This window comes from Prevotella sp. AGR2160 (genome assembly GCF_000424185.1).
Taxonomy (GTDB): Bacteria; Bacteroidota; Bacteroidia; order Bacteroidales; family Bacteroidaceae; genus Prevotella.
Genome location: NZ_AUJK01000001.1, coordinates 90,020 through 117,004 on the forward strand (window position 1 = coordinate 90,020; position 26,985 = coordinate 117,004).

At 52.8% G+C, this 26,985-nt stretch carries 23 protein-coding genes; 5 read left to right on the forward strand and 18 right to left on the reverse strand.

Going from position 1 to position 26,985, the window contains the following annotated elements; translation table 11 throughout:
* Positions 1-11: 11 nt before the first annotated feature.
* Positions 12-1,457 carry a pyruvate kinase gene (pyk, locus tag G604_RS0100385; RefSeq protein ID WP_028908805.1) on the reverse strand — a complete coding sequence of 482 codons (1,446 nt, stop codon included), beginning with the start codon at positions 1,455-1,457 and terminating at the stop codon, positions 12-14.
* Positions 1,458-1,649: 192 nt separating this feature from the next.
* Between pyk and G604_RS0100390 the strand changes: the two genes are divergently transcribed.
* The 4 genes from G604_RS0100390 to G604_RS0100405 all read left to right on the forward strand — a co-directional run bounded on the left by G604_RS0100390 (position 1,650) and on the right by G604_RS0100405 (position 7,689).
* Positions 1,650-1,922: an HU family DNA-binding protein gene (locus G604_RS0100390; protein ID WP_028908806.1), complete on the forward strand. Its 273-nt coding sequence runs from the start codon at positions 1,650-1,652 to the stop codon at positions 1,920-1,922.
* A 263-nt stretch (positions 1,923-2,185) separates the two neighbouring features.
* Positions 2,186-3,757, forward strand: a complete 1,572-nt coding sequence (locus G604_RS0100395) for a ribonuclease E/G (protein WP_028908807.1) — start codon at positions 2,186-2,188, stop codon at positions 3,755-3,757.
* Positions 3,758-3,971: 214 nt separating this feature from the next.
* A complete protein-coding gene (recJ, locus tag G604_RS0100400) occupies positions 3,972-5,693 on the forward strand; it encodes a single-stranded-DNA-specific exonuclease RecJ (RefSeq protein ID WP_028908808.1) in 1,722 nt (573 codons plus the stop codon).
* Between the two features lie 91 nt (positions 5,694-5,784).
* A complete protein-coding gene (locus G604_RS0100405) occupies positions 5,785-7,689 on the forward strand; it encodes a RecQ family ATP-dependent DNA helicase (RefSeq protein ID WP_028908809.1) in 1,905 nt (634 codons plus the stop codon).
* A gap of 142 nt (positions 7,690-7,831) precedes the next feature.
* On the opposite strand, the gene ilvC is transcribed toward G604_RS0100405, so the two are convergent.
* The 17 genes from ilvC to G604_RS13110 form a co-directional block, all read right to left on the reverse strand.
* Positions 7,832-8,881 carry a ketol-acid reductoisomerase gene (ilvC, locus tag G604_RS0100410; protein ID WP_028908810.1) on the reverse strand — a complete coding sequence of 350 codons (1,050 nt, stop codon included), beginning with the start codon at positions 8,879-8,881 and terminating at the stop codon, positions 7,832-7,834.
* Between the two features lie 140 nt (positions 8,882-9,021).
* Complete coding sequence (locus G604_RS0100415) at positions 9,022-9,804, reverse strand: acyl-[acyl-carrier-protein] thioesterase (protein WP_028908811.1); 783 nt, start codon at positions 9,802-9,804, stop codon at positions 9,022-9,024.
* Between the two features lie 152 nt (positions 9,805-9,956).
* The gene (gene ilvN / locus G604_RS0100420; RefSeq protein ID WP_036904193.1) at positions 9,957-10,505 is read right to left on the reverse strand and encodes an acetolactate synthase small subunit; all 549 of its coding nucleotides are present in this window, start codon (positions 10,503-10,505) and stop codon (positions 9,957-9,959) included.
* A gap of 81 nt (positions 10,506-10,586) precedes the next feature.
* Complete coding sequence (gene ilvB / locus G604_RS0100425) at positions 10,587-12,308, reverse strand: biosynthetic-type acetolactate synthase large subunit (RefSeq protein ID WP_028908813.1); 1,722 nt, start codon at positions 12,306-12,308, stop codon at positions 10,587-10,589.
* Between the two features lie 13 nt (positions 12,309-12,321).
* Positions 12,322-14,124: a dihydroxy-acid dehydratase gene (gene ilvD, locus G604_RS0100430; protein WP_028908814.1), complete on the reverse strand. Its 1,803-nt coding sequence runs from the start codon at positions 14,122-14,124 to the stop codon at positions 12,322-12,324.
* A 310-nt stretch (positions 14,125-14,434) separates the two neighbouring features.
* A complete protein-coding gene (locus G604_RS0100435; protein WP_028908815.1) occupies positions 14,435-15,484 on the reverse strand; it encodes an OmpA family protein in 1,050 nt (349 codons plus the stop codon).
* A gap of 202 nt (positions 15,485-15,686) precedes the next feature.
* Positions 15,687-16,568 (reverse strand): bifunctional methylenetetrahydrofolate dehydrogenase/methenyltetrahydrofolate cyclohydrolase FolD, encoded by an 882-nt coding sequence (gene folD / locus G604_RS0100440; protein WP_028908816.1) that lies wholly within the window; start codon positions 16,566-16,568, stop codon positions 15,687-15,689.
* 42 nt (positions 16,569-16,610) lie between these two features.
* Positions 16,611-17,966 carry a signal recognition particle protein gene (gene ffh, locus G604_RS0100445; protein ID WP_028908817.1) on the reverse strand — a complete coding sequence of 452 codons (1,356 nt, stop codon included), beginning with the start codon at positions 17,964-17,966 and terminating at the stop codon, positions 16,611-16,613.
* Positions 17,967-18,080: 114 nt separating this feature from the next.
* On the reverse strand, positions 18,081-18,644 hold the full coding sequence (locus G604_RS13105) for a hypothetical protein (RefSeq protein WP_155941815.1): 564 nt from the start codon (positions 18,642-18,644) through the stop codon (positions 18,081-18,083).
* Between the two features lie 95 nt (positions 18,645-18,739).
* A complete protein-coding gene (locus G604_RS0100455; RefSeq protein WP_028908818.1) occupies positions 18,740-20,080 on the reverse strand; it encodes an NAD(P)-dependent oxidoreductase in 1,341 nt (446 codons plus the stop codon).
* Positions 20,081-20,083: 3 nt separating this feature from the next.
* Positions 20,084-20,566, reverse strand: a complete 483-nt coding sequence (locus G604_RS0100460) for an outer membrane beta-barrel protein (protein WP_028908819.1) — start codon at positions 20,564-20,566, stop codon at positions 20,084-20,086.
* Between the two features lie 110 nt (positions 20,567-20,676).
* Positions 20,677-21,462, reverse strand: a complete 786-nt coding sequence (locus G604_RS0100465; RefSeq protein WP_028908820.1) for a prephenate dehydrogenase — start codon at positions 21,460-21,462, stop codon at positions 20,677-20,679.
* 1 nt (position 21,463) lies between these two features.
* Positions 21,464-22,528, reverse strand: coding sequence for a bifunctional 3-deoxy-7-phosphoheptulonate synthase/chorismate mutase type II (locus G604_RS0100470; RefSeq protein ID WP_028908821.1), 1,065 nt, complete (start codon positions 22,526-22,528; stop codon positions 21,464-21,466).
* A 104-nt stretch (positions 22,529-22,632) separates the two neighbouring features.
* Positions 22,633-23,799, reverse strand: coding sequence for a pyridoxal phosphate-dependent aminotransferase (locus G604_RS0100475; protein WP_028908822.1), 1,167 nt, complete (start codon positions 23,797-23,799; stop codon positions 22,633-22,635).
* Between the two features lie 117 nt (positions 23,800-23,916).
* The gene (locus tag G604_RS0100480; protein ID WP_028908823.1) at positions 23,917-24,747 is read right to left on the reverse strand and encodes a prephenate dehydratase; all 831 of its coding nucleotides are present in this window, start codon (positions 24,745-24,747) and stop codon (positions 23,917-23,919) included.
* Positions 24,748-25,177: 430 nt separating this feature from the next.
* Positions 25,178-25,408 (reverse strand): hypothetical protein, encoded by a 231-nt coding sequence (locus G604_RS0100485; RefSeq protein WP_155941816.1) that lies wholly within the window; start codon positions 25,406-25,408, stop codon positions 25,178-25,180.
* A gap of 5 nt (positions 25,409-25,413) precedes the next feature.
* A complete protein-coding gene (locus G604_RS13110; RefSeq protein ID WP_231376003.1) occupies positions 25,414-26,022 on the reverse strand; it encodes a hypothetical protein in 609 nt (202 codons plus the stop codon).
* Between the two features lie 161 nt (positions 26,023-26,183).
* On the opposite strand from G604_RS13110, the gene G604_RS13115 reads away from it, so the two are divergent.
* Positions 26,184-26,921 (forward strand): hypothetical protein, encoded by a 738-nt coding sequence (locus G604_RS13115; protein WP_051220132.1) that lies wholly within the window; start codon positions 26,184-26,186, stop codon positions 26,919-26,921.
* Positions 26,922-26,985: the final 64 nt, after the last annotated feature.

A 26,985-nucleotide genomic window follows, 5' to 3' on the forward strand; every position in this document is an offset into this window, starting at 1 on the left:
TTACTTCTAAATTATTCTTTGTTTTCCGGCAACTTGAACTTATAACTGTTGTCGAAGACTTTCTGGACCTTGTTAATCTCCACGAAGGTCGTGCCGCCACCCTCACCGAAGGAACCGGAGAGGTAGGCGATGTTGTCCTCGTTCTTCAGATAACCTTTCTGACGGAGCATACGGACGGCAGCGAAGAACATCTTGTCGGCACCAATCTGGTCACGCTGATACACGGGGATGACACCATAGCTGAGGTTCAGCCACCGCTGCGTCTTCTCCTTATAACAGATGGCGAGCACGGGGACGGGACCACGGAAAGACGCGAGGTTTCGGGCCGTCTCACCCGTCTCACTGTCGGTGATGATACCCTTCACGCCGATGCGGCGTGTCGACTCGATGGCTGCCTGGGCCAGGAAAAGGCGCTGGTCGGCAGCATTGCCCTGCGTCGGGTCGATCATGTCCTCGGGCGTACGGTCCTTCTCCGCCTGTTCGGCAATGCGGGACATCGTCTGTACGGCCTCGAGGGGATACTTGCCGCTGGCGGTCTCCCCACTGAGCATGAGGGCATCGGTGCGGTAGAAGATAGCGTTGGCGATATCCGTCACCTCCGCACGTGTAGGCCGCGGGTTGTTGATCATCGTATGGAGCATCTGCGTAGCCACAATGACGGGTTTCTTCTTCAGGATACACTTACGGATGATACGGCGCTGGATGCCCGGGATACGCTCGATGGGCACCTCGATGCCGAGGTCACCACGGGCCACCATGATACCATAGGAAGCATCAATGATCTCGTCGATATTGTCAACACCCTCCTGATTCTCAATCTTCGAGATGATCTTGATGTCGGAGTGATGCTCGTCGAGGATCTTCTGTACCTCATGGACATCATCGGCATTGCGCACGAAGGAGTGGGCGATGAAATCGATGTCGAGCTCGATGGCCAGGAGGATATTGCGCTTGTCCTTCTCCGTGAGCGCCGGCAGGTCGATATGCTCGCCGGGAACGTTGACACTCTTGTGGGCGCCGAGATCACCGTCGTTCTGCACCTGGGCCACGAGATAGGGACCGACATTCTCGATGACCTTCATATCGATGAGACCATCATCGAAGAGGACATCATCGCCGACCTTCAGGTCGGAGGCAATATTCGGATAGGACACGTTGATGATGTCGTGCGTCGTGTCCATCCCGGGACGACCGAAGATCTTCACCACCTCACCGGTCTTATAGTGTATGGGAGCCTCGACATTCGTCGTGCGCACCTCCGGACCCTTGGTATCGATCATGATACCGATATGGGGGGAGACGGCTCTGACATTACGCACTATCTTACGGATTCCCTCCTCCGTGGCATGGGCGGTGTTCATACGCACGACATTCATGCCGGCGAAGAAAAGCTGGCGGATGAAGTCGACATCACATCTGAGGTCACTGATGGAGGCTACAATCTTGGTCTGTTTCATATTCTTTTTACCTTATTATATATACAACGTTCTGTTTCTAGTGCAAAGTTACTAAAATAATATCATTCTCAACAAGTTAGGGAAAGATTTTTTGCAAAAAAATTGAAATACATTTCCTTTTCTCACAAAAAACTTGTACCTTTGCACTCCGAAAAAAGAATAACAATTAGAAAGAAGTAAGATTTTAAGACAATGACGAAAGCAGATATCATCAACGAAGTCGCCGAAGCCACAGGCATGTCAAAGAAAGAGGTGACGGCCGTTGTCGAGTCCTTCATGGAGACCGTCAAGGGCCACATGATCAAGAAAGAGAGCGTATTCCTCCGCGGATTCGGCAGTTTCATCATCAAGCACCGTGCTGAGAAGACTGCCCGCAACATCTCCAAGAACACCACGATGGTGATCCCTGCTCATGATCTGCCGGCCTTCAAGCCTGCCAAGAGCTTCATGGAGGAGATGAGATAAGCAAAAGAAGATTATAACAATAACATTTTAAAAAATTCATTATTATGCCAAACGGAAAGAAAAAGAAGGGCCACAAGATGGCTACTCACAAGCGTAAGAAAAGACTGCGCAAGAACAGACATAAGAGCAAGTAAGGCCCCTCGGGGCCATAGACCGCTCGAGGTCTGTGTCTAAAAAAAAGACTGGGGGTGTGCCGATGGATCTGAAGTGATAGCCATGAGGCCCACCCCTTTTTTGGTTATATCTTATAAAAAGAAGAAGAAATGACAAGCGAAGTAGTGATCGATGTCCAACAGAAGAATATCTCCATCGCTCTGCTGGAAGACAAGCGACTGGTAGAATACCAGAACGAGCCCCGCGAGGCGAGTTTCTCTGTGGGCAACATCTACGTGGCAAAAGTTAAGAAAATGATGCCCGGCCTGAACGCCTGCTTTGTGGACGTAGGCTATGAGCGCGACGCCTTTCTTCACTATCTCGACCTGGGACCGCAGTTCGCGAGTTTCCAGAAATACCAGAAACAGGTACAGAGCGACCGCCGGAAGCTGTTTCCTTTCAGCAAGGCCTCCCGTCTGCCCGATATCGACAAGGACGGCACCATCACCAGCCTCCTCAAGCCGGGTCAGGAGGTCCTCGTACAGATTGTCAAAGAACCCATTTCCACCAAGGGGCCGCGCCTCACGGGAGAGCTCTCCTTCGCCGGCCGTTACCTGGTGCTTATCCCCTTTGGGGATAAGGTCAGCGTCTCCTCAAAGATCCGCAAGGGCGAGGAGCGTACAAGATTGAAACAGCTCATCCAGAGCATCAAGCCGAAGAACTGTGGCGTCATCGTGCGTACCGTCGCCGAGGGCAAGAGGGTTGCCGAGCTCGACAACGAACTGAAAATCCTCACCCAGCGTTGGGAGAAAGCCCTGGAGAAAGTACAGAAGACGCAGAAGCGGCCCCAGCTCATCTATGAGGAGACAGGGCGCGCCGTGGCTATGCTCCGTGACCTCTTCAACCCCAGCTACGAGAGCATCGTGGTCAACAACGAGGAGATCTTCCACGCCGTGAAGAACTATATCGGACTCATCGCCCCTGAAAAGGCGGGTATCGTGAAGCTCTATGACGGAAAGGTCCCCGTCTTCGACGCGTATAATGTCACCAAGCAGATCAAGGCCAGCTTCGGAAAGGTCGTCAACTACGCCCATGGCGCCTACCTCATCATCGAGCATACCGAGGCACTCCATGTCGTGGATGTCAACAGTGGCAACCGTACACGCGAGAAGGAACAGGAGGCCAATGCCCTCGATGTCAACCTCGGTGCCGCCGACGAGCTTGCCCGCCAGTTGCGGTTGCGTGATATGGGTGGCATCATCGTGGTCGACTTCATCGACATGCACCTCGCCGAGGACCGTCAGATGCTCTATGAACGGATGTGCAAGGACATGCAGAAAGACCGTGCGAAGCACAACATCCTGCCGCTGAGCAAGTTCGGCCTGATGCAGATCACGCGCCAGCGTGTCCGTCCCGCCATGGACGTCAATGTCGAGGAGACCTGTCCTACCTGTAACGGTACGGGAAAGATCCGGTCGTCCATCCTCTTCACGGATCAGTTGGAGAGGAAGATTGACCGACTGGTGAACAAGATCGGCATCCGTAAGTTCTACCTCTACGTACACCCCTACGTAGCCGCTTATATCAACCAAGGCATGATTTCCTTGAAGCGGAAATGGCAGATGAAGTTCGGTTTCGGCGTTCATATCGTACCCTCACAAAAACTCGCCTTCCTGCAGTATGAGTTCTACGACGACAAGGGGGAGTTCATCGATATGAAAGAAGAGATAGAGACGAAGTAGGGACATGATTTATCATGTTCCGCCTGCCTACAAAAAAAAGACAGAGTAACAGATTTATACATATCTTTTGCAATATATGTTTGAGTCTGTTACTCTGTTTTTTATATTATATCTGTCCGCATCTGTTGCGGAACATGATAAATCATGTCCCTACTATTTGGCAGATTTACTTTTTTTTTGTACTTTTGGGGCTAGAAAGAAAAAAGAAAAAAGCATGCATTATAAATGGAAATATTCATCGCCCTCGACAGCGGAAGATGAAGCTGCTAAAGAACTGGGAGAGAAGCTGAATATCAGCCCTATCCTCGCCCATCTGCTCATCCGCCGCGGCATCACGACGGAATCGGCGGCGAAGCGCTTTTTCCGTCCGCAGCTCGCCGACCTCATCAACCCCTTCCTCATGAAGGACATGGATGTCGCCGTCGACCGCCTCAACGATGCCATGGGACGAAAGGAACGCATCCTCGTCTATGGTGACTATGATGTCGACGGATGCACGGCCGTGGCGCTGGTATACAAGTTCCTGCAACAGTTCTACTCCAACATCGACTACTATATCCCCGACCGCTACGACGAAGGCTATGGCGTCAGCAAACAGGGTATCGACTACGCGCATCAGACGGGCGTGAAACTCATCATCATCCTCGACTGTGGCATCAAGGCTATCGACGAGATCGCCTACGCCAAGAGCCTGGGCATCGACTTCATCATCTGTGACCATCATGTGCCCGACGAGGAGATGCCTCCGGCTGTGGCTATCCTCAACCCGAAGCGTCCCGATGATCCCTTCCCCTTCAAGCAGCTCTGTGGCTGTGGCGTGGGATTCAAGTTCATGCAGGCCTTCGCGAAAAACAACAGCATTCCCTTCTCGCGTCTTATCCCCCTCCTCGACTTCTGTGCCGTGGCTATCGCCGCCGACATCGTCCCTGTGGTGGAGGAGAACCGCATCCTCGCCTTCCATGGCCTCAAACAACTCAACCAGAACCCGTCAGTGGGCCTGAAGGCCATCATCGATATCTGCGGGCTCAGCGGCCGTGAGATCTCCATGAGTGACATCGTCTTCAAGATCGGACCGCGCATCAATGCCTCAGGACGTATGGAGAACGGCAAGGAGAGCGTGGACCTCCTCGTGGAGCGCGACTTCTCTACGGCCCTGAGAATGGCCAAACATATCAATGAATATAATGAGCAGCGTAAGGGTATCGACAAGCAGATGACGGAGGAGGCCAACCAGATCGTCTCCCGCCTGGACGCGCAGACGCACCACTCCTCCATCGTGCTCTACGACGAACACTGGAAGAAGGGGGTCATCGGCATTGTCGCCTCCCGGCTGACGGAACTCTACTTCCGACCCACCGTCGTCATCACGCGTGACGGCGACCTGGCGACAGGATCGGCACGCAGCGTCACCGGATTCGATATCTATTCGGCCATCAAGAGCTGCCGGGACCTCCTGACGAATTTCGGCGGACATACCTATGCTGCCGGACTGACCTTGAAATGGGAGAATGTCGTGAAATTCCGGGACCGCTTCCAGCAGTATGTCGAGGAACATATCCAACCGGAGCAGACGGAACCGATCCTGAATATCGACGCGGTCATCGACTTCCGGGATATCACGAAGAAGCTCTTCAACGACTTGAAGAAATTCTCTCCCTTCGGGCCGGGAAATCAGAAACCCCTCTTCTGTACGATCGGCGTCTACGACTATGGGACCAGTAAGGTCATCGGAAGGCACCAGGAACATATCAAACTCGAACTCGTCGACTCGAAATCGAGCAATATTGTCAACGGCATCGCCTTCGGACAGTCTGCCTCCGCACGGTATATCAAGAGTAAGCGCTCCTTCGATATTGCCTATACCATAGAGGAGAATGTCTTCAAACACGGACAGGCGCAGCTGCAGATCGAGGATATCCGCCCGTCGGAGACATAATCACGCCGTTGGGGCAACCTAAATGCCACCTACAAGAGGATCCTCCGACCCTAAGTTTAATTTTTTACTTCTTTACTTTTTTAATTTTTAATTGGATTATCGTCAGGTTCTTCAACAATACTGGGGATATCCCGACTTCAGGGGTATCCAACGGGAGATCATCGAGAGTATAGGAAGCGGTCATGATACACTCGGACTGATGCCTACGGGCGGTGGAAAGAGTATCACGTTCCAGGTACCGGCGATGACGATGGAGGGTACATGCGTCGTCATCACACCCCTCATCGCCCTGATGAAAGACCAGGTGCAGCATCTCCGCGACCGAGGCATCACTGCCGCCGCCATCCATTCGGGGATGAGCCGCCGCGATATCGTTCAAACGCTGGAGAACGCCATCTTCGGTGGGTGTAAGTTTCTCTACGTCTCGCCCGAACGACTCTCTTCGGAGCTTTTCCTGACGAAGTTCCGCCACATGAAGGTCTGCTTCATCACCGTCGACGAGGCCCACTGCATAAGCCAGTGGGGCTATGACTTCCGGCCTTCGTATCTCCATATCGCCGATATAAGGGCGTTGAAACCCGACGTCCCCGTCCTTGCCCTCACGGCGACGGCAACACCACAGGTGGCTGAGGACATCCAGCAGCAACTCCATTTCCGGGAGCCATGCCTCTTCCGCATGAGTTTTGAGCGGAAGAATCTCACCTATGTCGTACGACCGACCAATGACAAGAAGGAGGAGACACGTCATATCCTTCAGGCCGTCGACGGCTGCGCCATCGTCTACACCCGTAACCGGGAGAAGACGGGCGAGATCGCTGAAGCGCTCAACAGTGTCGGCATCTCAGCCACCTCCTTCCATGCCGGCCTCGACACCGCTACGAAGGACGAGCGACAGAAAGCCTGGCAGGAGGATAAGATCCGCGTCATGGTGGCCACGAACGCCTTCGGTATGGGTATCGACAAGCCCGACGTGCGCATGGTCATCCATGCTGACGTACCCGACTCCATGGAGGAATATTTCCAGGAAGCGGGACGGGCAGGAAGGGACGGTAACCATAGCTATGCCGTACTCCTCTTCGACCAACATAGTGATATCACAACGCTTGAACGCCGCATCGACAACACCTTCCCCTCCCGTGACTATATCCGGGATATCTATGAGCATCTCGCTTATTTCTTCCAACTGGCCAGCGGTGACGGCTGTGGCAGGACGTTCGAGTTCAATATGGGACAGTTCTGTCATATCTATCATTTCTTCCCCATACCCGTCAATGCCGCCCTCCATATCCTCGAAAGGGCGGGATATATCCATTATGAGGAGAACCCCGACAGTGCGGCACGCGTGTATATCCCCATCGATCGGGATGACCTCTACCTGCTCGACAATCTAGACGCCAGAGAGGATCAGATTCTCTCAGAGATGCTGAGGATGTATGAGGGGCTGTTCTCAAAATTCGTGTATATCCGTGAGGAAGATATCGCGCAAAACTGTGGGCTGACACGGCAACAGGTCTATATGACGCTCAAAGAACTCCGGGAGAAACGTATCATTCAGTTTGTCCCAAGGAAAAAAATTCCGATGATCACCTATCTCACGGACCGAGAGGACGAGGACCGCATCATCATCCCACGGGAGATCTATGAGGACCGCCGGAAAATCTATGCCCGTCGCATCAAGGCCATGGAGGACTATCTGCAGAACAGCCATGTATGCCGCAGCCGGCAGCTCCTCGACTATTTCGGCGAACGATCAACGGCAGACTGTGGCCGTTGTGATGTCTGCATCGATCACCGCCACCATCCCGAGCGTATTGCCGAGGATAACCGCCGGCATGCCATGGACCTCATCATGAACCTCCTCGCCGACGGGAAGCCCCATGAACTCTCCACCCTGGATCAGCTCCTTCCCCTGGCCCCCGAAGAGATCACCGACGCCCTCCGGGCCCTCGTGGCCGAGGAAGTGATCCACGTGAACGGAACGACTGTAGGGACATGATTTATCATGATCCACCGTGGGTTTCGGAACATCATAAATGATGTCCCAATACAAAAAGAAAGGGAATTCATTCCTCACGGAACAAATCCCCTCAAAACATTATGTACGAGAAAAAAATTAGTCTTTCTCTGTCAAACAACCATTAGTTGTTCTCATTCTCCGGACGGAGCTTGCGGACGGTCTCACCGGCGCGCCACATCTCCATATCGTGCATAGCCTTCAGCTCAGCATTCAGCTTCTCACGATAGTCGGGCTTAGAGTTGCTGTCGATGGAGATCTGTGCCTCCTCGCCAGTCTTCACACTCAGATACAGCCACTCCATGACCGGCGTGATAGCCTCACGGAAACGGGGAGCCCAGTCGAGGGCACCACGCTGAGCGGTGGTAGAGCAGTTGGCATACATCCAGTCCATACCCTTCGCACCGAACAGCGGCATCAGGGACTGCGTCAGCTCCTCAACGGTCTCGTTGAAAGCCTCAGAAGGTGTATGGCCATGACGACGCAGCACATTGTACTGTGCCTCCAGCAGACCCTCGATGGCACCCATCAGTGAGCCACGCTCACCCGTCAGGTCGGAGGTAGCCTCACGCTGGAATGTTGTCTCGAAGAGGTAACCGGAACCAATACCGATACCCATTGCCAGGGTCTTCTCCTTGGCCTTACCGGAAGCATCCTGGTAAACAGCGTAAGAACAGTTCAGACCACGGCCCTCCTGGAACATCGTACGCAGAGACGTACCGGAACCCTTAGGAGCTACCATGATGACATCGATATCCTTGGGAGGAACGACACCCGTACGGTCCTGCCAGTTGATGGCGAAACCATGAGAATAGTACAGAGTCTTACCCGGAGTCAGATATTTCTTGATCTTCGGCCACTGATCAATCTGGCCGGCATCGGAGAGCAACATGCAGATGATGGTACCCTTCTCGACAGCCTCCTCGATGGAGAACAGCGTCTTGCCCGGCACCCAACCGTCGGCCTTGGCCTTCTCGAAGGTCTTGCCCTGACGCTGGCCGACAATCACGTTGAAGCCATTATCACGAAGGTTGCAAGACTGACCAGGACCCTGGATACCGTAACCAATGACGGCGATGGTCTCATTCTTCAGAACTTCACGTGCTTTCTCCAAAGAGAACTCTTTACTGGTGACGACATTCTCAACTACGCCACCGAAATTCATTTCTGCCATACTACTAATTTTTTATGCAACGTCCTCTCTCGCGGGCGCCGCGGTTTACATATTTAATCTATTTCTTCGTTGTGATTCTAATTATCTCTCGAAAACATTTGCAAAGGTAATAACTTAAAACGAAACTACCAAATAAAATTTCATTTATTTACAAATTTAACACTACTTCTTACGACTTCATTTTCATTTCCATCACCATTCGTAGATTTTGTAAGGCGGATAGTCCACTCATTTTCACCACTTTGAACCGTATAAAAATGCAGACTGTCACCCCAATAGGTCTCTGCGACATAAGCGATCTCCAGACGCTCCAGACGTTTGGTCTCCCAGATGTCACGGGGGAAGAGGTCGAGAATATGCTCGATATATTTCACGGAGTTGATATGTCCGTTGACGTCGACATCATGATAATAGGTGCCGATGGTACGAACCAGCGTCCCTTCCTCCTTCATCACTACCCTACTGCAGGGCTTGATGGGACAAGGTTTCTCCTTTTCTATATAATCTGTGATAATACCGTCGTTTACCTCAAGGATATTCGACGGTTCACGCGTATCGGTATCGATCATCGCCCAGATGGAACGGCCATAACCATAGACGTGTCCGTCGGAACCCGTCACGGCGAAGTTTCGCGACGTGAAATAACGCATGGCACTCTCAACCCATGTCTCAATACTGAAATGATCATAGGCCGCGGGCATCGTCTCCATCTCTATAGCCAAACGGCTGAGGACCCAAGTACGATGGATGGTATTGAGATAGGTCATCCCATACCCTCGCTCCTGACTGTGGAAATCGGCTGCATTAAGCATGAGATTTCCTACATGTCCCAGCAACAGGTGATGGGTGAAATCGCAATGAAAGGGCTCCGCCAGGAAGTCATATTTTCCTACCTTGGAAATGAATTGTCTTTTCTCACACATAATCATAAAGTATTATTTGTAGGGGCAGTCCCATTCCGATTGCAAGGGCCGTCCCTTGTGGCGGCCCGTCGGCGGTACGCCGAATACTATGGGGAGGGAATGCCGTACCGGCATCGGGCCGCCACAAGGGACGGCCCCTGCAGTTGATTCTACTATTCTCCCAGCAGCTCACTCACCGGCTCCTCAAAACTGCGCGTCACGGCAATGCGGCCACTGCGCGTGTACTGCAGGATGCAACCGAAACTGTTCAACTTCTGAAACAGATCGGCTATATCCGGGGTAAGACCCGCCAAGAGGACCGTACTGTAGGTAGGATTCACCTCCATCATGCGGGCATCATGCTTACGGATGGTACGGCTGATCTCCGGATTCTCCAACAGTTTCGCTGTGGAGATCTTGAAGAGGGCGACCTCATGGATGAACAGGTCCTCATCAAGATAATAATCGGCCTTGACGACATCAATCTTCTTTTCTATGGCCTTCGTGATCTTCTGGATCTGCTCCTCGTCACTCCATGCCGTGATGGTATACTTATGAATATTCTCTATGCTGCTGGCACTCACATTGAGACTCTCGATATTCACCTGACGGCGCGTGAACACGGCTGTCACCTGATTCAGGATACCGGCCACATTCTCTGAATACACCAACAGCGTATAGAGTTTCTTGCCTTCGTGATTCTTCGGATTTGTATCACTCATATCTATTATCTTCGTTTTTATTCCTACGAAGAAACTGCTTGCGGCAGCTTTACTTCTTTACGTTTTACCTTTTTACTTTTCCTAGCAGTCCAGATGCAGCTGCATCTCGTTGACACTCTTGCCCGGAAGGGTCATCGGTACGATGTTCTCATCCTCCTTCACGGCACACTCCAAGAGGAACGGGCCCTTGTGAGAGAGCATCTCAGCGATCTTCGCGTCGAGGTCCTTACGGTCGGTGACAACGGCATAGCCGATGCCATAGCCCTTACAGATCTCCTCATAACGCGGGTTGAGCATATGGGTGAAGGAACGACGGCCACCGAACATGAGGTCCTGCCACTGACGGACATTGCCGAGGTAGTTGTTGTTGAGCATGATCATCTTCACCGGTACCTGCTGCTCCATGATCGTACCCAACTCCTGGATACTCATTTGGAAGCCACCATCACCCGTGAAGAAACAGACCTGACGGTCGGGAGCGCCGAAACAGGCACCGACGGCAGCGGGAAGGCCGAAGCCCATAGTGCCGAAGCCGCCACTCGTGACGATGGACCGCTTCTTGTTGAAACGGAAATAACGGCTGGAGATCATCTGATTCTCTCCGACATCATTAACGAGGATAGCGTCGCCCTTCGTAGCCTCGGAGACCTTACGGACAATCTCGCCCATGAGCAACGGGCCCTCCTTCGGATGGGTGGCCGGCTCAATGACCTCACGTTCCTCTTCATCCTGATACTGCTTGAAAGAGTCACGCCATTCACGGTGGGTATTCTTCTTCAACAGTCGCGTGATGGCGGGGAGACTCATCTTACAGTCACCGAGAACGGGGACGTCGACGGGAATGTTCTTACCAATCTCCGCACGGTCGATATCGAGGTGGATAATCTTGGCTTGTTTGGCATAAGTAGAAGGCAGTCCCGTGACACGATCGCTGAAGCGCATACCAATGGCGATGAGGACATCACATTCCTGTGTCTTCATATTCGTGGCATAGGAGCCATGCATGCCGAGCATGCCCATATCGAGGGGATGTCCCGTGGGGAGAGCACTGAGACCGAGAAGGGTACGGCCGGCAGGGATATCAGCTTTCTCCAAGAACTCCACCAGCTCATTCTGTGCGCCACCGAGTTCCACACCCTGACCAACGAGGGCGAAGGGGCGCTTGCTGCTGTTGATCAGTTCGGCGGCCTCCTTGATACGGGCCTCGTCGAGCTCGGGATAAGGACGATAGCTGCGGACATTGTCGACCTTCACGGGCTCCCAGGCACACTTATGGGTCTGCGCGTTCTTCGGGAAGTCAAGGACTACAGGTCCGGGGCGGCCGCTGCGGGCGATATAGAAGGCACGGCTGACGGCCCATGCCACATCCTCCGGACGCTGGATCTGATAGGCCCATTTCGTGATCGGCTGGGCAAGACCGACGAGGTCTACCTCCTGGAAGGCATCGGTACCCAGGGCACCGACACTCACCTGACCGGCGATGACGACGATAGGCGTGGAGTCCATCATCGCGTCGGCAACACCCGTCAGCGTGTTCGTAGCGCCGGGACCACTGGTGACAATGGCTACACCGACTTCACCGCTGACGCGGGCAAAGCCCTCGGCGGCATGGGCAGCTGCCTGCTCATGACGTACGAGGATATGGTTGAAGAGTTTATTCTCACCTCTTGTATACTTATAGATGGCATCATAGACCGGCATGATGGCACCACCGGGATAACCGAAGATGGTCTTTACCCCTTCGTTATGCAGCGAGCGCATCAAGGCCTCTGAGCCGGTAATCATCTCTTTCTCGTTACTCATATCTCATTCTTTGTTAATCGATTATTCTCACACCACCCTTGTCAGCACTGGAAACACTCTGAGCATAGGCCCGGAGCGCCTTACTGACGACGCGATGGCGCTTCAGCGGCTGTTGTGGACGGGCAGCGAGTTCTTCATCGGAGAGCTTGACATTGATGGTACGGCTCGGGATATCGATGACGATGATGTCACCATCCTTGAGCTTACCGATATTTCCACCGCTGGCGGCCTCCGGAGAGATATGACCGATGCTCAGGCCACTCGTTCCGCCGGAGAAACGGCCGTCGGTGATCAGCGCACACTCCTTGCCGAGGTGACGACTCTTAATATAAGAGGTAGGATAAAGCATCTCCTGCATACCCGGGCCACCCTTAGGACCTTCATGGGTGATCACGACGCAGTCGCCGCTGTTCACCTTACCATTCAGAATACCCTCACAGGCATCCTCCTGGGAGTCGAAGCAGACGGCGGGGCCCTCGAAATGCCACAACTCGGGAGCAACACCGGCGGTCTTCACAACACAGCCGTTCTGCGCGATATTTCCGAAGAGGACAGCGAGGCCGCCATCTTTCGTATAGGCATGTTCGAGATCACGGATACAGCCATTGGCACGGTCGGTATCGAGACTCTCCCACTGCTCGTTCTGTGAACCCATGACGGTGGAGAACCGACGGCCGGGAGCGCTGTGATAGATACGGCTGGCCTCGGGATCGATGGTGTCGCCCGTGATATCATATTTCTTCATCTGCTCATCTAGGGTCTTACCGTCAACACGCTTACAGTTACCGCGGATCAGGCCGCCCTTATTGAGTTCATTGAGGATTCCGAGGATACCACCGGCACGGTTGCACTCCTGAACACTGTATTTCTGCGTGTTCGGCGCAAGCTTGCAGAGGCAGGGGACATGGCGGCTGAGCTTGTCGATATCCTCCATCTTGAAGTCTACCTCTCCCTCCTGGGCAACAGCAAGGAGGTGGAGCACGGTATTCGTACTGCCACCCATGGCGATATCAAGCGTCATGGCGTTGAGGAAGGCATCACGTGTGGCGATATTACGCGGCAGCACACTGTCGTCGCCATCCTCATAATAGGCAAAGGCATTCTTCACGATCTGACGGGCAGCATCCTTGAAGAGCTGGATGCGGTTCTTATGGGTGGCGAGGATCGTACCATTGCCGGGGAGGGCAAGTCCGATAGCCTCCGTCAGCGAGTTCATCGAGTTGGCGGTGAACATTCCGGAACAACTGCCGCAACCCGGACAAGCACACTGCTCGATCTTCGTCAGGTCCTCATCGCTGACACTCTTGTCACCACCATTGATCATGGCCGTGATGAGGTCGGCATTCTCTCCTTTCCAACGACCGGCCTCCATAGGACCGCCGGAACAGAAAATCGTAGGGATATTCAGACGCATGGCAGCCATGAGCATACCCGGCGTCACCTTATCACAGTTGGAGATACAGATCATGGCATCTGCCTTGTGGGCATTGACCATATATTCCACGGAATCAGCGATGATATCACGACTGGGAAGGGAATAGAGCATGCCGTCATGTCCCATGGCGATACCGTCGTCAATGGCGATGGTGTTGAACTCTGCGGCATAGCAACCCATGGACTCGATCTCGTTCTTCACGATCTGACCAATCTCATGGAGATGGGTGTGACCAGGGACAAACTGAGTGAAACTATTGACAATGGCAATAATCGGTTTTCCAAACTGCTCGTGCTTCATTCCGGCTGCTACCCACAGGGCACGCGCTCCGGCCATTCGTCTTCCTTCCGTACATACTGCACTTCTCAACTGGTGTTTCATAAGCTATAATCTTGTTCTTATTCTATTTCTTTCCTGAATATGTTGTTTTACTTACAAATTTCTTGCAAAGATACACATATTTATAATAACTCACAAACTTTTTCATGAATATTTTTAAGATTTCACCATAAACACCCGTTTGAACTTTAAAAATAGGAATGGCTTGCCCCCGAGGCAGCGTTGAATGGCCTGCCGTCCAGTGTCGTTGAATGGCCTGCCGTCCAGTGCTTGCGCTTTGCAAGCGCAAGGCAAAAAAAAAGCGCCGCCACAAATGTGGCAGCGCCCTATCTTAAGTTGTCTCTTGTTTCGATTACTTCACATAAACGACAGCGATACGGTTGGAGGTAGTACCCTGTACACCCTTACCGGTAGCCTCGTCAACAGTGACACCCTTGCTCTTCAGGTAGTCAGCGACAACGTCAGCACGAGCCTGAGAAATCTTGTCGTTGATTTCCTTAGAACCCTCAGGAGATGCAGTACCAACGATCTGTACGTGCTTGCCGGCAGCAACACCGTCGAGAGCCTTCTTGGCTTCCTTGGTCAGAGCGCTCTTGCCCTGTGCGAAGGTGACGAAGATCAGATTGTCTACGCGTACCTCAGGAGCAGCCTTGACAACCTCCTTAACAACCTCCTTAGGCTTCTTGGCGAGTTCCTCACGGAGCTGGTTGATCTGGTCGTTCAGACCGTCGATCTCAGCCTGGTCGCGGAGCTGTGCGATCTTGAAGTTGTGAGTACCGTTGGAGTTACCAAACTTGTAAACGATACCAGCATTGAGCTGAACGAAGCTCTTGTTGATATTGTAAGCAACTTCCTGCTTGCCGTCGAAGCCGTTGAGTGCCCACGTGATAGAAGGCTCAACGTATGCCTGCCACTGCTTTGCAGAACCGAAGTTGAAGGCGAAGTCGATACCTGCCTTAGAGGTCAGCGCATCCTTCTTTGCAAAGAAGTTAGTCGTATTGCTGTGGCCGAAGCTATGATACCAACCGAAGCCGAAGACCGGAGATACCTCGAAGAGGCGGGGCTCACCCTTGTAACCACCGAACCAGTTGCTCAGGTTGACGGTAGCCAGCAAGCTGGTGTTCAAGGCACGGACAGCGGTGCCGAAGGACTCTGCGGGCTTGTTGGAGAAGTAAGCGTTGCTCTCAGCAGCAAGACCGAAGACCGGAGTGAAATAACGGCCCAAGCGAACACCGAAGTTAGGATCGAGACCCTTCATCCAAGCATGGCCCGTAGTCTTGGTAGCAACACCACCATTGATTCCTACATACCAGTTGTCGAAAGTCTTACTCTCCTGAACGGTCTGAGCAGATGCGGAAGCTGCCAGAGCAGCTGCTGCAAACATCAAAAATAACTTTTTCATGTCTCTCTGAATTTTAATTTATAAAATTAATTATTATTCTTATACTAGCTTTGCGGAAGGTCTCCCTCCCACTTTTCGGTTGCAAAGTAACAAAAAAAAACGCTAAACTCCAAATCTTTTCTATTTTATTTTATGTTGCAGAACATAAAAGCATTAAAAAAATTCAAAATTTAGCGCTTTTTTAGGTTATTATGCATAATTATTACCGATAAAATTCCTTCTTACCGGCCGACAAAGTATTTTTCATCAATGAACAGATCGTCATTGGACCAACGCCACCGGGGACGGGAGTGATGAAAGAACACTTCGGGGCAACCTCATCGAACTTCACGTCACCGTTGAGCCGGTAGCCGCGCTTCTTCGTGGCATCGGGGACACGTGTCGTGCCGACATCGATGACGACAGCACCCTCCTTGACCATATCGGCAGTGACGAAGTTCGGCTGGCCGATGGCAGCAATGATGATGTCGGCCTCACGGCATTCCTCTTTCAGCGTCTTCGAGTGGCTGTGGCAGACGGTGACGGTGGCATCGCCATACTGCTTCTGAAGCATGAGCTGGGCCATGGGCTTTCCGACGATATTGCTGCGACCGAGGATGACGCATTTCTTGCCGCTCGTCTCAATATGATAATGTTGGAGCAGCGTGAGGATGCCCAGCGGCGTGGCGGAGATGAAACACGGCAGACCGATCGCCATGCGGCCGACATTGATGGGATGGAAACCGTCGACATCCTTGCGGTAGTCGATCGCCATGATGATCTTCTGCTCGTCAATATGCTTCGGCAACGGCAGTTGGACAATGAAACCATCGACATCGGCATCCTTATTCAGACGGTCCACACAGGCCAGCAGTTCCTCCTCCGTGACATCATCCTCATAACGGATGAGCGTGGACTTGAAACCGCACTGCTCACAGGCGATAACCTTGTTCTTCACATACGTCTCACTGCCACCATCATGGCCGACGAGGACGGCAGCCAGATGGGGCTGCTTGCCACCGGCGGCAATGATGTGCTTCACTTCTTCCGCAATCTCGGCCTTGATAGCCGTGGCGGTGGCTTTTCCATCAATTAATGTGTACATATACCTTATTATATATAGTCTCTCTTAAATCCCCCCGGGGTCTTACGCCTTGGCACCAAAGCCCGGCATGCCTTTCATGCGGGCCATCATGCTCGCCATCTTGTTGCCCGTGAGCATCTTCATCATCTTTCTCGTCTGATCGAACTGCTTGATAAGACGGCCCACCTGCTGGATGTCTGTACCGGAACCCTTGGCGATACGCTTACGGCGACTGCTGTTGAGAATCTCGGGATGGGAACGCTCCTGAGGCGTCATGGAACGGATGACGGCCTCGATGCTCTTGAAGGCATTGTTGGCCTCGCCATCGATATCGACATCACGGATGGCCTTACCGACACCGGGGATCATACTGGCGAGTTCCTTCATATTACCCATCTTCTTGATCTGTTCGATCTGTCCGAGAAAATCGTTGAAGTCGAACTTGTTCTTCTGAATCTTCTTCTGCAGCTTACGGGCCTCCGCCTCGTCAAACTGCTCCTGGGCACGCTCCACGAGAGAGACGACATCACCCATACCGAGGATTCGGTCGGCCATACGAGCCGGATGGAACACATCGATGGCTTCCATCTTCTCACCCGTTCCGATAAACTTGATCGGCTTCGTCACGACAGTACGGATACTCAGGGCGGCACCACCACGGGTATCACCATCGAGTTTCGTCAGGACGACACCGTCGAAATCAAGGCGGTCATTGAACTCCTTGGCGGTATTCACGGCATCCTGACCGGTCATGGAGTCGACGACGAAGAGCGTCTCGTCGGGATTGACATGATTCTTCAGACTGCTGATCTCATCCATCATCTGCTCATCAACAGCCAAACGACCGGCGGTATCGATGATCACGACATCATTACCCTTCGTCTTCGCCTCCTGGATGGCATGATCGGCAATCTCATTGACATTCTTGTTCTCCGGCTCACTGTATACGGGGACACCGATCTGCTCACCGACAACCTTCAACTGGTCGATGGCGGCGGGACGGTAGACATCACAAGCCACAAGCAGCGGCTTCTTGCCCTGTTTCGTCTTCAACAGGTTGGCGAGCTTACCGGAGAACGTTGTCTTACCGGAACCCTGGAGACCACTCATGAGGATCACGGCGGGATGACTCTTCAGCACCAACGGCGCGTCCTCGCCACCCATCAGCTCTGCCAACTCATCATGGACGAGCTTGACCATCAACTGACCCGGCTTGACCGCCGTGAGGACATTCATACCCAACGCTTTCTCCTTCACCTTATTGGTGAACGCCTTGGCTACTTTATAGTTGACATCGGCATCCAGGAGGGCGCGGCGTACGTCCTTCATCGTCTCGGCCACATTGATCTCGGTGATCTGACCTTCACCTTTCAGTATCTTGAAACTTCTCTCAAGTCTGTCGCTAAGATTTTCAAACATAATATTTTATTTCTATTTTTGACTGCAAAAGTACGAAAAAAAACATACATCTCCAAATGTCTTTATCAATATATGTTTGATCTGTTACTCTGTCTTTTTAAAAAAGCTCTGTCCCTAGTTGCCGGAGAGCCGTTGTTCCTCCTCTTCCTGTTTCTGTTTGAGGTATGCGTCCATGATGGGATCACCGGTCGTTTTCTTGTCTGCATTGTCATAGTTCTGCAGGATCTTCTGCGCCTCCTTGCGGTGCTTACGGTCACGGGCGGAACGGCGGTCCATCCACCCGAGGAAATCACCGTTGAGGATACCCCGCGGCGCGCCGTTCTCCGAGGCCGTCTGCCGCGCCGACTCTTCCATGGCCTTGAGATGTTGCTGGTCCTGCCCCCAGATCGTCACCTCATGGAGCTGGCGTGCCTGCGGCAGGAGGAAGATGGTGTCGGGAAGACTGTTGAGATAAACTGTCGTCTTGATATATCCCGGCTTGGAGACAACGGCAGAGTCGAAACTGTATTTCATCGCCCAATAGCCACGGTAGTCGGTACGCGCCCAGTGGTTCGTGTTCGTATGAATGATGGCGTCCCGGAGCGGGATATGATCCTCCATACTCGCCACGACACACGTGCGCTGTCCCCACCCCGTGAGGGCGACAAAGCTAAAGATAAAAAGCAAAACTGTTCTCATAATATGATCCTAAAAATCCGGGCGCGCCGTTCCGGGCCTGCCGTTGTGTGCTTGTGCTTTGCAAGCGCTAGGAAGCGCAGGCCCCGCCCCCGCTCTCACGCTTTGATCTCCACGCCGACATCCTCGAGGAGCTTGATGGCATCGACATACTGCGCGATGCCCTGCGCCACCTCTTTCGCGGCTTTCATGGCCAGGACGACGGTCTGCGGACGGTGCACGACATCACCACCGGCGAAGACGCCACGGCGTGTCGTCATTCCGAAGGGACGTTCCTGCGTCTTCACATAACCCTTCTCGTCCACCTCGATGCCTTCCGTTGTGGAGACGATACGATTGGCAGGGCGGGAGCCGATAGCCAGGAAGATACGGTCGAACTTCTCTTCCCGTTCCCCCTCCGGCGTCTTCAACCGACAGGCAGCGAGGCGACCATTACTTCCGGGGAGAAACTCCTCCACCGTCGTCTCCCACTCGAACTTCACGCCCTCAGCTACGGCAGCCTCATACTCGGCAGCGATGGCCGGCATCTCCTCCTGGGTACGCCGATAGAGGACGGTGACGTCAGCACCGAGGCGGATCGCCGTACGGGCGGCATCCATGGCGACATTTCCGCCACCGATAACGCCGACCTTCTCCCCTTCTTTCAACGGGATGGCATTCCGACTCATCGCACCCTCATTGACGGCATTGACATTATGCAGAAAATAAGTAGACTGGCTGACACCATGGAGGGTGGCCCCGGGCGTACCGTCCATATTCTGCGGTACGGCCGTTCCCGTTCCCATAAAAATAGCGTCATAGCCATCCCGGAACAACGAGTCAACCGTAATACCGTTCTCACCCACAAGACAGTCACACTCGAAGTCAACACCGAGGGCCTCGATCTTCTTGATCTCCGCACGAACGACGGCTTTCGGCAGACGGTACTCGGGAATGCCATACATCAGTACGCCTCCGGGCTCATGCTGTCCCTCGAAGATCGTGACATGGAAACCCTGACGGGCAAGATCACCGGCAACGGTAAGTCCTGCGGGCCCGGAACCGATGACGGCAATGCGGCCACGAGTCTTCTGCGGAAGTTTCTCACGCGTGAGGTTCATCTTCGTATCAAAATCAGCGATGAACTGTTCGAGCTTACCTATCTGAATGGGATTACCTTTCTTGTTTAATACACAATGTCCCTGACACTGCTTCTCATGCGGACAGACACGACCACAGATAGCAGGGAGGTTACTCTTGTTGTTGATGATCTGCATCGCAGCACCCATATTACCCATAGAGAGTTCATGGACAAAATCAGGGATGTCATTCTCAATAGGACAGCCCTTACGGCACTGCGGTACCTTACAGTGAAGACAACGATGGGCCTCAGCAATCGCCTCGCGAATGGTGAAGCCCTCATTGACAACTTGGAAATTGTTGTTGATATTTTCTGACATGTTTTATAAGTAGATTCCTATTCCTACCTTAACGCCAATGGTGGAATAATCACTGTGGTTCTTGAAACTCTGGTCATAATAGATGGCCGGCTCCACAGTGACACTGCCATTGAGGAAGAAGGCATAACCGACCTCGAGGCCGGGCATCAGGTCATTATAACTATGATTGGCATGCAACAACTTGACACCGGCACCGAGATAGAGGCCATTCTGAATGATATAATAGCGCCCCTGGGCACCCACCGTCACCTCGTCGGCGACATTGTCATCACTGACATGCTGGTAACTGGCCTCCCCGAGCAACATCAGGTTGTCGGCAACCAGATAACCACCTTTGGCCTGGACACCAAAATTAGCACCATGGCCACGGTAGTTTAAGTCAAGCCCCGTAAGAGAGGCTCCGATATATGTTTTGCCCTGTTCAAACTGAGCACTGGCGGTGAGCGTCATCAAAAACGCAAAAAGTAACGCAGCAATTTTCTTCATTTCTAGATCGTGTTAAGTGATACTTCTATTACAACGTTGCAAATATACGATTTTATTTTCAAATAATACGCTCCACCGCCTAAGTTTACGCATTTATTAACACCACGCCACTAGTCGATATCCTCGGCCACGTTCTTCCGGATCTTCGTCAGGAAGGCCTTCATGCCCTTGGCATCCTTATGGTCGATGATGTCGATGAGCGTCTTCAACTCCTCACGGATCTTCTCCACCTGTTCACTAGTATAGGGGTTGAAGAGGATCTCCTGCAGGAGGTAGTCATCCTCATGGAGCACGCCCTTGGCGATCTGCATGTGCCGTTTGAAGGTCGTGCCCGGCGCGTCCTGGTGCTTCATCACGGCAGCGAAGCAGAACGTCGAGACGAAGGGGATCGACAGGGAGTAAGCCACCGTCTCATCGTGTTCCTGGAAAGAATACTCATAGATATTCAGTCCGAGCTTCTGATACAGGTCCTTGAAGAAGATACGCCCCATATAGTCGCCCTCATTGATGATGATGGCATTCTCCTCACTGAGTTGATTGAGGTTGGCAAACGTAGGACCGAACATCGGATGCGTGGAGACATAGGGATGGCCAGCCTGTTCATAGAACGCCTTCAGTCCCGTTTTCACACTCGCGATATCAGAGATGATACAGTCGTCGGGAAGATACGGCAGCACTTCCTTGAATGCCGACAACGTGTATTTCACCGTTACGGCATTGATGACGAGTTCGGGCTTGAAGTCACGGATCTCCTCAAGTTTTTGAAAACGATAACAGTTATAGGTGAACCGCAGCCGCTTGGGGTCTTTCTCATAGACGGCCACCTCATGATCGAAACTGAGCAGGTCGATGAAGAAACTCCCCATCTTTCCTGCTCCCATAATTAATATTCTCATTTTACTGGTTTACAATTTCCAACTGCTGACGGACACTCTCCTCATGCACCAACTCGAACACCTTCGCGGCGAACTCGGGGCTCATGCCGCAGAGCGAAGCCTGGGCGCCACGCTTCTCGAGGATCTCGTTGTAGCGGGCAGCCTGCAGCACCGTCATGTTATGCTCTTTCTTGAACGTACCGATCTCACGGCAGATGCGCATACGCTTGGCCAGAAGGTCCATGAGCTGGTTGTCGACCTCATCGATCTGCGAACGGAGCTGACGGATACCCTCCGTCGTGGTATGCTCATCACGGACGACGAGGAGCGAGAGGATATAGTCGAGGATCTCCGGCGTCACCTGCTGCTTGGCGTCACTCCAGGCCTCATCGGGATTGCAGTGGCTCTCCACGATCAGTCCGTCGAAGCCGAGGTCCATGGCCTGCTGGCACAGCGGGGCGATGAGGTCGCGACGGCCGCCGATATGACTGGGATCACAGATGATCGGCAGATCGGGGATACGACGGTGCAGTTCGATAGGAATCTGCCACATCGGCAGGTTACGGTAGATCTTCTTGTCGTAGCTGGAGAAACCGCGGTGGATAGCGCCGAGACGTTTCACGCCGGCCTGGTTGATACGCTGCAGGGCACCGATCCAAAGCTCGAGGTCGGGGTTCACGGGGTTCTTCACGAGGACAGGACCTTCGAAACCTTTCAGCGCGTCGGCGAGGGCCTGCATGGCGAAAGGATTGGCGGAGGTGCGGGCACCGACCCACAGGATGTCAATACCATATTTCACGGCCAGTTCCACATGCTCAGGCGTAGCGACCTCAGTAGCCACGAGCATGCCCGTCTCTTCCTTCACTTCCTTCATCCACGGCAGGGCCTTCTCACCGTTGCCTTCGAAGCCTCCGGGTTTCGTACGCGGCTTCCAGACACCGGCACGGAACATGTGGCAGCCGAGTTTGGCGAGGGTCTTCGCCGTTGTCATCACTTGTTCTTCCGTCTCAGCAGAGCAAGGGCCTGCGATGACGATAGGACGTTCCTGATCAGAGGGGAGGTTGAGGGGTTCTAATTCGAGTTCCATAAGCGTTATTGTTTTATATTCTTAATCAATGATTCTTATATTTGTTTCGGTCCCAATGTGGGTGCGTGGCCACAACATGGTGGCCACCTACAAATGGCAGGATGCTACCACTGGAATTGTTGGATTCTCTTCAGCGCCTCCTTCATCTTCTCATCCTTGGCGCAGAGGGAGATGCGGACATAGCGCTTGCCGTTATTGCCGAAGATGAAACCGGGGGTGATAAAGACGCGGGCCTCATGGAGGACACGCTCCGTGAGCTCTTCCACATCCTTGTATTTCTCGGGGATCTTACCCCAGAGGAACATGCCGACCTGCTTCGGATCGAAGGTACAGCCGAGGGTCGTCATAATCTCTTCGGCGATGTCACGGCGACGGCGGTAGGTCTCCACATTATATTCATGGTGCCACTCCGGCGTGTTCGTGTTGAAAGCCTCGGCGGCAGCGAGCTGGATACCCCGGAAGGAACCATTGTCGACATTCGACTTGATCTTCAGGATCCAGGAGATGAACGTCGGATTACCGACGACCATGGCGACACGCCAGCCGGGCATGTTGAAGCTCTTCGACATGGAGTTGAACTCCAGGCAGCAGTCCTTGGCGCCTTCGACCTGCATGATGCTCAGCGGATGATCATTGAGGATCAGCGAGTAAGGATTATCGTTGACGATGACGATGCCATGGCGCTTGGCGAAGTCGACGAGCTTCTCATAGGTCTCCATACGGGCATTGCCGCCGGTGGGCATGTTCGGATAGTTCGTCCACATGAGCTTCACATGACTGAGGTCCATCTGCTCGAGCTTGTCGAAGTCGGGCTGCCAGCCATTGTCCTCCCGGAGATCATAATACGTGATCTTCGTACCGAGGATCTTGTTCAGTGCCGTATACGTCGGATAACCGGGATCGGGGATGAGGACCTCATCACCGGGATTACAGAAAGCGAGGGTGACATGGAGAATGCCCTCCTTAGAACCGATGAGCGGCTGAATCTCACTCTTCCAGTCAAGATCGACATCGTACCATTTCTTATAAAAGTGGGCCATGGCCTGACGGAGTTCGGGGATACCGACGGTGGGCTGGTAGCCATGGGCATCGGGACGGCGGGCGACCTCACAGAGCTTGTCGATGGTCTGCGGCGACGGCGGCATATCCGGACTGCCGATAGCCAATGAGATAATATCCTGGCCCTCGGCATTCAGACGGGCCACCTCCTTTAACTTTCTACTGAAGTAGTACTCTTGTATTTCATTTACTCGGTTTGCTGGCTGTATCATATTTTTTCTGTTTTGTGATCTATTGATTGATCCTTTTGTAGGTGGCCACCTACAAGGGGCAGTTCTTTACTTTTTTACTTCTTTACTTTTTTACTTCTTTACTTTTTTACTTCTCCTTTATGCCCCGATGTACTCCCCCAGTATCCGGATGTTCTTCACCAACGGCGTGATGGCATCGATAGACTGGCGGTAACGCGTGAGATTGTCGAAGCTGACATCCACATAGAAGAGGTACTCCCATTCCCGTCCGATGATCGGCAACGACTGGATCTTCGTCATGTTGATATTATAGAAACTCAGGATCGTCAGCACCTTACTCAGGCTGCCCTCCTCATTGGGAAGACTGAAGACGAGGCTGGCCTTGTTGGCTTTCTCCAGCGGACGGATGAAATCGGCCTTCTGCGGATTGCAGACCACGAGGAAGCGCGTGAAGTTATGCTTGTTGTCGTGGATGTCATCCTCCAGGACCTTCATGCCATACTCCTTGGCGGCATAGGCGCTGCAGATGGCCGCCCAGCCATGGACCTGGTGCTTGGCGATGTAGGCGGCACTGCCGGCAGTATCCTCGGCCTCCACGGCCTTCAGGTCGGGATGGTTGGAGAGGAAACGGCGGCACTGCTGCAGGGCCACGGGGTGCGAGTGGACCTCCTGGAGATTCCCCCAGTCATCATCAGGGAGACAGCAGAGGGCATGGCGGATATGGAGTTTATGCTCGCCGACGATGGTGTCGCCGCTGGCCCTGAGGAGCTCGTAGTTATGGAGCAGTGATCCGGCAATGGTATTCTCGATGGCGACGAGACCGATCACCGTAGGATCTTTCCGGATATTCTCAAAGACCTCCTCGAAGGTGGCGCAACAGATGAGTTGGATCTGCTCGCCGTCGAAATATTCATGGGCGGCAATATCATGGAAGGATCCCCGCTCTCCTTGTATGGCTATTCTTTTCATTCGTCTTATATTTTTATTTGGCTTACCCGTTGGGTGCCCCAACCTTTTACTTCTTTACTTTTTTACTTCTTTACTTTTAAGTAAAAAAAAACGGTCCTGCTCCATCATGAGCGGGACCGTTTCGTTATCTTATCGTTTCAATTTTCCTAAGTTGAAATTCACACGCAACTTCCCGCTCTACAATTCCTTGCAAAGTAAAAGTAATAGTAAAAAGATGCGTAAGAATTCATCATCGTTCTGTTCTTTTTATTGTCGTTATTTTATTTTGACAATGCAAAAGTATAACTTTTCAGCGAACCGTGCAAATATTTTGACGTTTTTCTTCAAAAATAAATAATAATTCCTTATTTATGCGGTATCCCGCCTATTATCCATTGTCCATTATCCATTGTCCATTGTCCATTATCCGTTGTCCATTGTCCATTGTCCATTATTCCGTCCCTTTGGCCTCAAACTTCCCCGTCATGGCTTTGGCGGCCTCGGGGTCAAGGGCGATGAACTTCCGGGCATCGGCCTCGGCACCTTTCATATCTCCCATCTGCCGAAGCAGTTCACCCCGTTTCTTATACAAGGCGGCAAGCGTCTTCGCATCCTGCGGCATCTTCTTCTCCTGCTCCGCGATCTGCTGCGTGAGCAGGGCTAACTCCATAATTGCTGACATATTGCTCAATCTTTAATTTTCTCGTAAACTTCCGTCGTCAGCACATCCGTACGTGCCACGCCGGGCCATTTCCCCTCGACATGCTCATAGGCATCACCGACATTCTTATAGCGCTGGAAGACATACTCCGTATTGATATACCCGTCGTTGCCATCCTTGGCGAGGACATAACAGTACATCGTCTGCAGATAACCGACGATACCGCCGTCACGCTTCACGGGCTCACTCTGCCAGGTCTTCTGCGGGATGACAGAGGAGAGGATGAACGAACTCGGATAACGGTTATAGAAATCCTCACGGCATTGCAGAATGAGCATGTTGGCATCACCGCCCTGATAGCCCTCCTCACTGTAGATGGGCATATACTTCGTGCGGATGTCCTCACCCTTCTTGCCGTCCTTGATGCCGAGCTCGTCCTTCACGCGCTTCGTCGTCGACTTCCACGAGCTCTTGGCATTATTCCAGATCGTCGTAGCCTTCTCACTGATCGACGGTTCCTTCGTCTTTTGTGAACGTGCTTTTGACGCAGACTTCTTCCTCGTCTGTCCCTGTGCCGGGAGGCCGAGCGTGAAGAGCATCAACAACGAGATGGTAATCGAAACTTTTCTGTTCATTTTCTTTCTTAGATTTTTCGTGAGATCATATTTTTAGTTTACCGGGGGCAAAAATACGAAAAAAGACTTAATAGCGGGTAGCATTTGACAGAGATTAACAATATTTTCATTGTAAATAAACACAGAAAGCCGTATCTTTGCAGCCAAAAGGAAAGGAAAAGATGAAAAAGAGAAATATTTTCTTCTTACTGCTCTTAGGAGCCCTGCCCGTCATGGCCCAGACGGACCTCGACCGGCAGAAAGCGGTATGGCGGCAGATGGTACAGGACACGCTGCGGGACCGTCAGCCCCTGGAGGCGCCGACACTCTCCCGCCCCTGGAGCGGCAGTGACGCCCTCCAGTCCGCTGCCGTCGTCACCGATCCGGCATCACGGCTCCATGCCTCCGTGGACCTCAGCGCCTTCTATCTCTCGGGCGACAACCTGCCACATCACGGCGGTTTCTCCCAGAATGTCAACCTCAGCTACGACTCGCCCCTCGTGAAGGACGGCCGGCTGTGGTTTACGGGTGGCGCCAACTTCAACAACGTCATGTGGGGCAGCGACAACTACCGTAGTGTCAACCTCTACGGTAGTCTCGACTATCAGATCAATGACAAGTTCGACGTGTACCTCTATGGCAATCTAAACCTCACGAACAACCGCGGGTCCTACTATACACCTTATTTATATCGTCGCGGCTATGGCTGGTATGGCGGTCCGTGGGCCTCTCCCCTCGCCTATCGCGGTGGCTGGCCGGGCTACTACGGTGCCATGGGGTATTACGATGATTTCGGATATAACGGCATAGCCCCCGGCGCCAATGTCATCGGCGTGGGGGCTACCTATCATCCGAGTCGTAATTTCTGGATCAGCGTCAACGTCGAGCGGGCATGGTATAACGATCCCGTCTTCCGCTGATTCCGCCACATCGATCCGTTTGTAGGTGGCCGTCCTGTTGCGGCCACGCACCCGAATTGGGGCG